The organism is Methylobacterium bullatum (assembly GCF_014845095.1).
Lineage (GTDB): Bacteria > Pseudomonadota > Alphaproteobacteria > Rhizobiales > Beijerinckiaceae > Methylobacterium > Methylobacterium bullatum.
Map to the genome: position 1 here is coordinate 1 of NZ_NKUG01000025.1, position 11,636 is coordinate 11,636.

The 11,636-nt window shown below is 68.0% G+C and carries 6 protein-coding genes; 1 reads left to right on the forward strand and 5 read right to left on the reverse strand.

Features of this window, described 5'->3' with window-relative positions; genetic code table 11:
• Window positions 1–63: 63 nt before the first annotated feature.
• From MBTS_RS03495 to MBTS_RS03515, 5 genes are all read right to left on the reverse strand, one after another.
• Window positions 64–3,177, reverse strand: coding sequence for an MdtB/MuxB family multidrug efflux RND transporter permease subunit (locus MBTS_RS03495; RefSeq protein WP_192215083.1), 3,114 nt, complete (start codon window positions 3,175–3,177; stop codon window positions 64–66).
• 271 nt (window positions 3,178–3,448) lie between these two features.
• Complete coding sequence (locus MBTS_RS03500; protein ID WP_147831119.1) at window positions 3,449–4,846, reverse strand: MdtA/MuxA family multidrug efflux RND transporter periplasmic adaptor subunit; 1,398 nt, start codon at window positions 4,844–4,846, stop codon at window positions 3,449–3,451.
• Between the two features lie 272 nt (window positions 4,847–5,118).
• The gene (locus MBTS_RS03505) at window positions 5,119–5,259 is read right to left on the reverse strand and encodes a hypothetical protein (RefSeq protein ID WP_018045742.1); all 141 of its coding nucleotides are present in this window, start codon (window positions 5,257–5,259) and stop codon (window positions 5,119–5,121) included.
• 651 nt (window positions 5,260–5,910) lie between these two features.
• Window positions 5,911–6,813 (reverse strand): response regulator transcription factor, encoded by a 903-nt coding sequence (locus MBTS_RS03510; RefSeq protein WP_147831121.1) that lies wholly within the window; start codon window positions 6,811–6,813, stop codon window positions 5,911–5,913.
• Window positions 6,806–10,240, reverse strand: a complete 3,435-nt coding sequence (locus MBTS_RS03515) for a hybrid sensor histidine kinase/response regulator (protein WP_147831123.1) — start codon at window positions 10,238–10,240, stop codon at window positions 6,806–6,808. The genes MBTS_RS03510 and MBTS_RS03515 overlap by 8 nt, the downstream gene beginning before the upstream one ends.
• 476 nt (window positions 10,241–10,716) lie before the next feature.
• On the opposite strand from MBTS_RS03515, the gene MBTS_RS03520 reads away from it, so the two are divergent.
• Window positions 10,717–11,636: transporter substrate-binding protein (locus MBTS_RS03520; RefSeq protein WP_192215084.1), on the forward strand; the 920-nt coding region annotated here is incomplete at its 3' end.

Here is an 11,636-nt window from a genome sequence, read left to right on the forward strand (position 1 = left end):
CTCCCGACCCCCTCCGGGGGCCACCCTCCCCCGAAGAGGGGGGAGGGAAGTCGGCAGCCCGGTTCACGGCGTCACCCCCGCAGCCTTCGCGCCGCCGCCGCGCTTGAACCGCCGCTCCAGGCGGTCGAAGGCGAGGTAGATCACCGGGGTGGTGAACAGGGTCAGGACCTGGGAGACGATGAGGCCGCCGGCGATGACGATACCGAGCGGCTGGCGCAGTTCGGAACCGACGCCGGTGCCGAGGATGAGGGGCACCGCCGCGAACAGGGCGGCGAGCGTCGTCATCAGGATCGGGCGGAAGCGCAGGAGGCAGGCCTCGTAGATCGCGTCGCGCGGGGCCATGCCCTCCTCGCGCTCGGCCTGGAGCGCGAAGTCGATCATCATGATCGCGTTCTTCTTCACGATGCCGATGAGGAGCACGATGCCGATGACGCCGATGATGTCCAGCGGCAGCCCGTAGAGCATCAGGCCGACCAGCGCGCCGATCCCCGCCGAGGGCAGGGTCGAGAGGATCGTGATCGGGTGGACGAAGCTCTCGTAGAGCACGCCGAGCACGATATAGACGGTGACGATGGCTGCGATCACCAGGAAGAGCTGGTTCGAGAGCGCCGATTGGAAGGCGAAGACCGAGCCCTGCGGCACCACGCGGAAGCTCGGCGGCAGGTCGATCTCTGTCCGCGCCGCCTCGATCGTCTTCACCGCATCGCCCAGCGCCACCCCCTCGGCGAGGTTGAACGAGACGGTGGTGGCCGGGAACTGGCCGAGATGGCTGATGAGGAGCGGCGCCCGGCGCTCGCTGATCCGCGCCACCGCCGAGAGCGGCACCTGCCCCGAGGCCGCCGTGGAGGAGGGCAGGAAGATGCCGTTGAGGCTGTCGAGGGTCTTGTGCAGGTCCGGGTCGGCCTCAAGAATCACCCGGTACTGGTTCGACTGGGTGAAGATCGTCGAGACGATGCGCTGGCCGAAAGCGTCGTAGAGCGCATTGTCCACGGTGGCGGGGGTGATGCCGTAGCGGCCGGCGGTGGGCCGGTCGATGGTGACGTAGGCCGCCAGCCCGTTGCCCTGCAGGTCGCTGGCCACGTCCGACAGCAGCGGCGAGCGCTGCAGCGCCTGGACGAAGCGCGGCACCCAGGTCTCGAACTCGGAGAGGTTCGGGTTCTCCAGGATCACCTGGTACTGCGTCGCGCTCACCGCCGTGTCGATGGTGAGGTCCTGCACCGGCTGCATGTAGAGCCGGATGCCGGCGACCCCGCGCGTCGCTTCCTTCAGGCGGCGGATGATCGCGCTGGCATCGGTGGCGCGGCCCTCGTGCGGCTTCAGGTTGATGAGGAAGCGGCCGGAATTGAGCGTCACGTTCTGCCCGTCGACGCCGATGAACGAAGACAGGCTCGCCACATCCGGGTCCTGCAGGACGATCCGCGCGAGTTGCTGCTGGCGGTCGGCCATCTCGGCATAGGAGACGGTCTGGTCGGCCTGGGTCACGCCCTGGATCACGCCCGTGTCCTGGACCGGGAAGAACCCCTTGGGGATGACCACGAACAGGTAGGCGGTGAGCGCGATGGTGGCGAGGGTGACGACGAGGGTCAGGCCCTGGTGGTTGAGCACCACGCGCAGCATCCGCCCGTAGCCGGAGATCACCCCGTCCATGGCCCGCCGGCCGGTCCGCGCGATAAATCCTTCGCGGCGCTTGGCCTCCGGCGCGTGCTTGAGCAGGCGCGCGCACAGCATCGGCACGAGGGTGAGCGAGACCACCGCCGAGATCACGATGGTGGCGGCGAGCGTGATCGCGAATTCGTGGAACAGGCGCCCCACCACGTCGCCCATGAACAGGAGCGGGATCAGCACCGCGATGAGCGAGACGGTGAGCGAGATGATGGTGAAGCCGATCTCGCGGCTGCCCTTCAGGGCCGCCTCCATCGGCGAATCGCCCTCCTCCACGTGGCGGGCGATGTTCTCGATGACCACGATGGCGTCGTCGACGACGAAGCCGGTGGCGATGGTGAGCGCCATCAGCGACAGGTTGTCGAGGGAGAACCCGTAGAGGTCCATGATCGAGAGCGCGCCGATCAGTGAGAGCGGCACCGACAGGCTCGGGATCAGGGTCGCGGACAGGCTGCGCAGGAAGAGGAAGATCACCAGCACCACGAGGCCGATGGCCAGCGCCAGCTCCACCTGCACGTCGTGCACGGAGGCGCGGATGGTGGTGGTGCGATCGGTGAGAGGCGTCACCTTGATCGCCGCGGGAAGCGTCCCCTGCAGCTGGGGCAGCAGCGCCTTGATCTTGTCGACGGTGGCGATGACGTTGGCGCCGGGCTGGCGCTGGATGTTGAGGATGACGGCGGGCGTCTCGTCCATCCAGGCGCCGAGCTTGGTGTTCTCCGGGCCGTTGACCACGTCGGCGACGTCCGACAGCCGCACCGCCGAGCCGTTCTTGTAGGCGATGATCGCCTGCTCGTAGGCCTTCGGATCGCGGATCTGGTCGTTGGCGTTGATGGCGTAGGATTGGGTCGGCCCGTCGATCGTGCCCTTCGGCGTGTTGACGTTGAGGTTGGTGATGGTGGTGCGAAGGTCGTCGATGTTGAGGCCGTAGGCGGCCAGCGCCCGCGAATTGAAGCGCACGCGCACGGCCGGGCGCTGGCCGCCGCCCATGCTGACGAGGCCGACGCCGGAAACCTGGCTGATCTTCTGGGCGAGCCGCGTCTCGGCGAGATCCCTCACCTCGGTGAGCGGCATCGTCGTGGAGGTCAGGGCCAGGGTCAGGATCGGCGCGTCGGCCGGGTTGACCTTGGCGTAGACCGGCGGCGCCGGCAGGTCGGAGGGCAAGAGGTTGCCCGCCGCGTTGATCGCCGCCTGGACCTGCTGCTCGGCGATGTCGAGGCCGAGATCCAGGCTGAACTGAAGCGTGATCACCGACGCGCCCGCGGAACTCTGCGAGGTCATCTGGTTGAGGTTGGCGAGCTGGCCGAACTGCCGCTCGAGCGGTGCCGTCACGGCAGAGGTCATCACCTCGGGGCTGGCGCCGGGATAGAAGGTCTGAACCTGGATCGTCGGGTAATCCACCGACGGCAGGGCCGAGACCGGCAGGTTCAGGTACGACACCATGCCGACGAGCAGGATCGCCAGCATGAACAACGTGGTGGCCACGGGCCGCAGGATGAAGATGCGGGACGGGTTCATGGGGCGAGCCCTCCCCCCATTGGATCTCGGACCTGCCCGGCCGTCGGCGTGAAGCGCCCCGTGCCTCCTGTCCTGGAAGGAGAGGGTTGGGGTGAGGTGTAGTCGATCTCCGGAAGGGTCACACACCTCACCCTGTCCCTCTCCTTCCAGGAAAGGGAACCCGCGTCACCCGTGCGATCCGGCCAAGCCTTCGTCGGGAAACGGATCACTGTGACGTCCGGTGCGCCCATGGATGCGTCGAACAGCGCGCCAGTCATAGGCGACAAGGCGCTCATTGCGCCGCCGGCCGCTCTCTGCGGCGCTCGCGCTTCTGCGGCGGGTTTTCGGGAGGTGTCCCGGCGGCGGGCGTCGATGTCGTGGCCGTGGCGTCGGCTGCAGGTGCCGCTTGGCCGGGCGCCGCAGGTTCACCGGGGGGCGCCGGCTGGCCTTTGCCGCCCTCTGTGACGCGGACCTTGGCGCCGTCGCGCAGGCGGTCGGTCCCGTCGACCACGACTCGGTCGCCCACCGCCAGCCCCTTGGTGACGGCGGTGCGGGCGCCCTCGGCCTCGCCTACGGTGATCGGGCGGACCACGACCTTGTCGTCGCCGTCGAGGAGGTAGACGTAGGCGCCCGGCGTGCCACGCAGGATCGCGGCGGTGGGGATGATGGGCGTGTCCCGCACGATGTCCACGGTGAGCTTGGCGTTGACGAACTGGTTCGGGAACAGGCTCTCGTCCTTGTTGTCGAACAGGGCGCGCAGCTTCACCGTGCCGGTGGTGGTGTCGATCTGGTTGTCCACCGTGTCGAGGGTGCCGGTGGCGAGCACGTTGGCATCGCCCCGGTCGTAGGCGGTCACCGTGAGCTTCGCGCCCGAGCGCAGGCGGCGCATGACGCGCGCCACGTCGTCCTCGGGCAGGGTGAAGACCACCGAGATCGGATGCAGCTGCGTCACCACCACGATGTTGGTGGACGCGGCGGTGACGTAATTGCCCTGGTCGATCTGGCGCAGGCCGACGCGGCCCTCCACGGGCGAGACGATGCGCGTATAGGCGATGTTGAGCTTCTGCTGGTCGACCTGGGCCTGGTCGATGGCGACCGTGCCCTCGTTCTGCTTCACCAGGGCCGCTTGCGTGTCCACGTTCTGCTTGGAGATCGAATCCTGCAGGCTGAGGCGCTGGAAGCGGGCGAGGTCGAGCTTCGAATTCTGCAGCAGCGCCTGATCGCGGGCGAGCTGGCCCTGATACTGGGCGAGCTGCGCCTCGTAGATCCGCGGGTCGATCTGGGCCAGGAAATCGCCCTTCTTGACGGTCTGGCCCTCGCGGAAGCCGATCTCCATGAGGTAGCCGCTGATCTGCGACTGGATCGTCACGGTGGCGAGCGGCGTCACCGTGCCGAGGCCCGACAGCACCACCGGGATCTCGCCGGCCGAGACCGTGGCGACGCCCACAGCCTGGGCCATGTCGCCGGGTCGTCCACGGGCGCCCTTGCCGCGCGCGGGCGCGCCGTCGGCGGCTGTCTCCGTCGCAGATTTGGGCGCGAGATAGTACCGGTAGCCGGCCGCGCCGCCCCCCGCGAGAAGGAGGAGCAGGATGAGCCACGTCCCCGTGCGGCTTCGCCGGCGCGTGGGCGCCGGTGCCTCAGGTCCGATTTGCCGGGCCGTCTCGGTCCGGATGGGCGATTGTTCGTTCATGCCTCGACAATCCGGCCGCTCGTTTCCGACCGGCACCACGCAGTCTGACCGAAATGGAGACGGGAGTCCCGACGGAACAGGGGGCGCGACCACCACGCAGCGGGGCGACGATCCAGAACCGCGCAAGAAATCGTGCACGTTTGCCGGGGGGCCTTGCCCGTCGATCGTTCGCTCAGCATCGCTGCCAGAGATGCAGGACTATTGCGACGCCAGTGCGGCGCGGAAGTTTCCGGGCTGTTTCCAGGGTGCGGGCGGCGGGCCGTTCGAAGCCCTCAGGGCAGCGGCTTCGACGGATAGGCCTCGACCACCGCGTGATAGGCCGCATCCGTCGGCGTCACCGGCACGACGAGGCGCAATCCAGCCCCCGCCAGGGCGATGAGGAGGGCGAGAGCGCAACATGCGCGGGTGCTCAACGGGGGCGTCCTCGTGATCCGATGCGAGGTCGCTACCTCGGAAGACCATCGCAGCACAAGCAGAACGCGAGAAAGCCGCCACGCCGAGAGGGCGTGACGGCTGTCTTCTCGGGGAGGATCAGCTTCAGAAAAAGGACCGGAGCGGTACGCCACTCAAAAGAAACGAGGGGGCGGTGTTTCCGTTGAGCGGCGCCCGCTCCGGCCATGACCAGAACCTACGTTACGCCTGATGAATGTCAACAATCGTCAGGCCCAACCCGGCGCGCCGGGAGAAGGAGCGTGCGAACGCGCACATTTCCGCTTCCGGTTTCCCGTCCCGACACGCCCGCGCTACCGAAGGCCGAAGGATCTCCGCCCGGGGGCGACTGGATTCATACATCCGCTCGACGCTTGTTCGCCCTATCCAAGAGGGTTCGACATGAGGCGCGACGGGCTTCCTTGTAACTCGTATCCTGCCGCATCCGGTAAGCTTTCAGGACCGGTGGCAGGCGAGATACCGTCGTTCCCAAGGGCCGCCGGGCCCGTAGGAGAGCCCTCCTTTCAGGAGAAGGGGCCCGCGCCGGTACCTGAACCGTTCAGCCGATGGGGATACGAGATGGGCAGTCTCGAAATCCGGTGTTCGCCTGCTTTAGGGCAGGTCGAGGCTTGGTCTCAGGCCTGATCGTCGATGTAGCGGGAGGCGATCATCGAGGCGGCTGTGCGGTTCTCGACGCCGAGCTTGGCGTAGATGCTCTCCAGATGCTTCGTCACCGTGCGCGGTGACAGGCCGAGGATGTCGCCGATATCGCGGCTCGCCTTGCCCCGCGACAACCAGAACAGCACGTCGGCCTCGCGGGCGGTGATCGGCAGGTTGGCGCGCAGGCGCTCGATGCCGCTGGCGGAAGCATCGCGGGAGAGGCGCAGCAGCACCTCGTCGCCGGTGGTGCCGATCAGGCTGAGACTATGGGTGGCGCCTTCCGTATCCGGCAGCGTGACGGAGGCCGCGTTGCCGCCCTTCAGCTGTTCGGCGAGCCAGGAACGGCCGGCCTCGGGCAGGCGCGAGCCCCCGTCGCCGAGCTTGGCCAGCACACGGGCGGCCTGCGGCGTGCTCCACAGGACGGTGCCCTGGCGATCCACGGCGAAGAGCGTGCGGCCGGTCGTGTCGAGGGCGGCCCGGGCGCTCTGCGCGGCCCGCGCGCTCGCCAGATGCACGCGGATGCGGGCCAGGATCTCGTCGGGGGCGATGGGCTTGGTGACGTAGTCGCTGCCGCCCGCCTCCAGGCCCTTCACGATATGCTCGGTCTCGGACAGGCCGGTCATGAAGATCACGGGCACGAGGGCGAGGTCGCTGCGCGCCTTCAGGCGGCGGCAGGTCTCGAACCCGTCCATGCCGGGCATCATCGCATCGAGCAGGATGATGTCGGGGGTGATCTCTTCCACCAGCGCCAAGGCGAGATCGCCGGCCACCGCCACCAGGACGGTGGCGCCGGAACGCTCGATCGCCTCGGTGAGGAAGCTCAGGGTCTCGGGGGAATCGTCCACGACGAGGACGATGTCGCGCTGCATCTCAGCCATCGCGCATCCCTTCGAGGACGCGCACGTAGCGCCGGAGGTCGTAGGAGGCGACGAGCCCGCGCATCTGCGCAGCGATCTCGGCGGGCATGGCCGACTGGCCTTCGAGCTCCGTCAGCTTGGCCTCGATCCCGCGGACATGACCGATCCGGCCGAGGCGGATCAGCTCGGCGATGTGGTCCTGGCGCAGGGATTCGCCGCCTCGTCCGCTCCGGGGCGGAGCCTCGGCCAAGGCGGGCGCGGGCGGGGCGGGCTGGCCCAGCGCCAGCAGCCGGTCGATCCGCTCCAGGAAGTCGCGCAGGTCGAAGGGCTTCGGGATGATCTCGTCATGCGGGGCGTCGTCGCCCCGGATCGGGCTGATCTCGTGGACGTTGGCGGACATGATGGCGATGCGGGAGGAGAGCCCGCCGTCGCGCAGGGCCTTGGCCACGGCCCAGCCGCTCATCCCCGGCATGGCGATGTCGAGGAGGATGATGTCGGGCCGCCGCTCCATCGCCAGGTTCAGGCAATGCGGCCCGTCGGGGGATTCCAGCACGACGAGGCCGAGCGGTTCGAGCACCTCGCGCATGAGGGCGCGATGCGCGGCATCGTCGTCGGCCACCAGCACCACGCGCGGCGGCCCGACATGGACCGGTCTCTCCCGCCGGCTGCCGGCGGCACGCTCGGACGGCTCCGCAGGCTTGGGACCGGCCGGACGGTGTACCGAGGCCAGCATGAGCCGGAGGCTGAAGCAGGTGCCACGGCCGACCTCGCTCTCCACGCTGACCTCGCCGCCCATCACCTGGGCGAGGAGATGCGCAATGGTGAGCCCGAGCCCGGTTCCCGGCGTGTTGCGGGCGGCGGGCAGCGAGCCGCGCTCGAAGGGTCCGAAGATCCGCTGCAGATCGCTTTCGGGAATGCCGAGACCGCTGTCGCGGATCGAGAACACCGCCACCTGGCTGCGATAGCTCATCTCCAGGGCGACCCAGCCGGTTTCCGTGAACTTGATCGCGTTGGAGAGGAGGTTGAGCAGGATCTGGCGCAGGCGCTTCTCGTCCGCCGCTACCACGGCCGGCAGCGTGGGCGGGCGCGAGAACCGGAATTCGAGGCCGGCGGCGTTGGCCTGGAGCCGGACCATGTCGACGATCTGGTCCAGGAATTCGGCGAGGCGGAACTCGTTGCGGTGGATCTGGAGACGCCCCGCCTCCATGCGGGAGATGTCGAGGAGGCCATCGATCAGGCCAGACAGGTGCTGGGCGCTGCGCCGGATGACGCGGATGCCGTTGCGGCGCGGGGCCGGGATGTCGTCGTCGCCCTCGAGCAGTTGCGCGTAGCCGAGGACGGCGTTGAGCGGGGTGCGCAGCTCGTGGCTCATGCCCACCACGTAGCGGCTCTTGGCGAGGTTGGCGGCCTCGGCCGTCTCCTTGGCCTGCTGCAGCTTGGCGTCGGTGATTTTGTGGGCCTCGATCTCGGCCTCGTAGAGGGCCGTCTGGCGGGCGGTCTCCTCCTGCGCCACGCGGCGGCTCTCCTGGGCGAGGACGAACAGCCAGGCGACGATGCCGAGGATGACCACGAGAATGAAGAACACGCTGGTCAGCGCAGCGCGCAGGGTCTCGCCATGCTCGGGCTGGGCGGTGGCGATGCCCGCATGGACGATCCCGAGGATCAGCCCGATCACCGAGACCAGCGTGAGCATCAGGGCGAGGTAGCGCCCGAGAGGCGCCCCGATCCAGGCGGCGGTCTTGGCCGGCATGATCCGGGTCAGCGCGCTCTGGGCCTGTGCCTCCAGACGGCCATGCGGCTTGCACAGGTCGCCGCAGCGAGCGTCCAGCGAGCAGCAGAGCGAGCAGATCGGCCCGGCATAGGCAGGGCAATGGGCCATGTCCTCGCCTTCGAACGGATGCTCGCAGACGGTGCACTGGATCTCCGCGCGGGCGCCCCAATCGGCGATGGCGGGCCGCGCGAGATAGTAGCGTCCGCCGGTGGCGAAGGCGATGGCGGGCGCCGCCGCGAAGGCGGTGACGAGGGAGAGCAGCGGTGCGAAGTTCCGGAGTCCCGCGCCGAGCAGGCCCGCATGAGCGAGGAAACCGGCGAGCAGCGCCAGGGCCGAGGCCCCCGTGCCGACCGGGTTCACGGCATAGAGATGCGCCCGCTTGAACTCGATGCCCGGCGGCGACAGGCCGAGGGGCTTGTTGACGGCCAGATCGGCCGAGAGCGCGCCGACCCAGGCCGAGACCACCACGGCGTAGAGCGAGAGCGTGCTGGCGAGGGTCTTGTCGATGCCCAGCTCCATCAGCAGCAGCGCGATGGCCACGTTGAAGACGAGCCAGACCACGCGGCCGGGATGGCTATGCGTCAGGCGCGAGAAGAAGTTCGACCAGGCGATGGAGCCGGCATAGGCGTTGGTGACGTTGATCTTGAGCTGCGAGATCACCACGAACAGGCCGGTGAGGAGCACCGCCCCCTCCCGCGAGGGCATGACGTGGCCGAAGGCGACCACGTACATCTGCGTCGGCTCGGCCGCTTGTTCGTGCGGCACGCCCTGTCCCAGGGCCAACACCGCCAGGAAGGCCCCGAGCATGATCTTGAACATGCCGGGCAGGATCCAGCCCGCCCCGGCCCCGAGCACGGCGAGCCACCAGCGCGGATTGCTCCCCGAGTCGGACGTCTCGGCCGGCGGCACGAAGCGGAGGAAATCCACCTGCTCGCCGATCTGCGCCAGCAATGCGAGGAGGATGCCGGAGGCGAGGCCGAACTGGGCGAGGTCGAAGCCCGAGATCGGGTAACCCATGAATGTGGAGATCGAGCCGACGGCTTCCGACGTCCCCGGATAGGACAGGAGGTTACTGAGGGCGGGGCCGCCCTTCCACGCGATGAAGCCGAGCGGCAGGAGGTTGAGCCCGATCCAGAGCGGCTGTGTCCAGATCTGGAACCGGCTGATCAGGCTGATCCCGTAGATAACGAGGGGGATCACCACGACCGCGCTGACGATATAGCCGATCCAGAGCGGCAGGCCGAGGCAGAGTTGCAGCGCCAGCGCCATGATCGACGCCTCGATGGCGAAGAACAGGAAGGTGAAGCTCGCATAGATCAGCGAGGTGATGGTGGAGCCGAGATAGCCGAAACCGGCCCCGCGGGTGAGGAGATCGATGTCGACGCCGTAGCGCGCCGCATAGAGGCTGATCGGCACGGCGGTGGCGAAGATCAGCACGCCCACGAACAGCACCGCCGTCACGGTGTTGGTGAAGCCGGTGGCGAGGACCAGGGTGCCGCCGATCGCCTCCAGCGCCAGGAACGACAGCGAGCCCAGCGCCGTCTGCGCCACCCGCAGGCTCGACCAGCGCCGCGCCTTCTTGGCGGTGAAGCGAAGGGCGTAATCCTCGAGGGTCTCGTCCGCGACGAAGCGGTTATAGGCTCGCCGGATCGGGGGAATCTGCTGGCGGCCGCTCATGGGGTCGTTCAGTCTGCCCGGTCGGCGTCACGTGGGGGGAAGGGCCGGCCCGCATGGGGTCACGGGCAAACGGCGGTCGATCAGCAATCCCCGTGCCGCGGGGCCGGGAGACATTGGTACACCAGGAGAGCCGCGTCGAGGCCTCCCTTCATGGGGCTACGGGATTCACACATCTGCTGTTTCACGCATAGCGCGTCCCTCTCCCCCTTGTGGGGAGAGGCTAGGAGTGGGGGTGGCTCCGCCAGCCTCCGTAAGCGGAGGGTCGCCCAACCACCCCCACCTCCAACTCCTCCCCACAAGCTCGACGGATCTCGGGCAAGCCCGAGATCCGCTGGGGAGGAGGGCCATTCAGCCTCTCACCCTACGCAAAACAGCGTATATGCTGCGCCGCGCCATCACGCCTAGCTTCCGCCATCCGCAACGGCCCGCCTTATGCGGGAGCCGGCGGGACATTTCCTGGAAGGGGTTCACGCAGGATGGCAGCCGACAACGAGCACGGACCGCACTCGGCCCTCCGTCGCAAACTTCTCATGGGTCTGGCGAGCATTCCGGCCATGGCCCTGATGCCGCGCAGCGCCTTCGCTGCGGCCCCTCCGACCTCGGCGGTGAACACCACCGGCCTCGCGGTGACCGATACCGAAGTCACCGTCGGCATCCTCCACTCCGCCACCGGCACGATGGCGATCTCCGAGACCGGATCGATCCAGGCGGAGAAGCTCGCCATCGCCCAGATCAACGAGATGGGCGGCGTGCTGGGCCGCAAGATCAAGATCATCCAGGAAGACGGCGCCTCTGACTGGCCGACCTTCGCCGAGAAGGCCAAGAAGCTCCTCGTCAACGACCACTGCGCCGCCGTGATGGGCTGCTGGACCTCCGCCTCGCGCAAGGCCGCGCTCCCGGTATTCGAACAGTATAACGGCCTGCTGTACTACCCGACCTTCTACGAGGGTCTGGAGCAGTCCAAGAACGTCATCTATACCGGCCAGGAAGCCACGCAGCAGATCTTGGAGTCGCTCAACTGGGTGACCAAGGAGAAGGGTGCCAAGACGTTCTTCTTCATCGGCTCGGACTACATCTGGCCGCGCACTTCGAACAAGATCGCCCGCAAGCACATCGAGAACGTGCTGAAGACCAAGGTCGTCGGCGAGGAATATTTCCCGCTGGGCCACACGCAGTTCAACTCGGTCATCAACAAGATCAAGCTCACCAAGCCCGACGTGATCTTCACCGACGTCGTCGGCGGTTCGAACGTGGCGTTCTACAAGCAGCTCAAGGCGGCCGGTATCGACCTCAACAAGCAGACCCTGCTGACCATCTCCGTCACGGAAGACGAGATCGACGGCATCGGCGGCGACAACATCGCGGGCGCCTATTCCTGCATGAAGTACTTCCAGTC

Excerpts from the sequence above, each read along its gene's own strand:
- MBTS_RS03495 (WP_192215083.1), bottom strand. The coding sequence starts at position 3,177 with ATGAACCCGTCCCGCATCTTCATCCTGCGGCCCGTGGCCACCACGTTG.
- MBTS_RS03500 (WP_147831119.1), bottom strand. The coding sequence starts at position 4,846 with ATGAACGAACAATCGCCCATCCGGACCGAGACGGCCCGGCAAATCGGA.
- MBTS_RS03510 (WP_147831121.1), bottom strand. The coding sequence starts at position 6,813 with ATGGCTGAGATGCAGCGCGACATCGTCCTCGTCGTGGACGATTCCCCC.
- MBTS_RS03515 (WP_147831123.1), bottom strand. The coding sequence starts at position 10,240 with ATGAGCGGCCGCCAGCAGATTCCCCCGATCCGGCGAGCCTATAACCGC.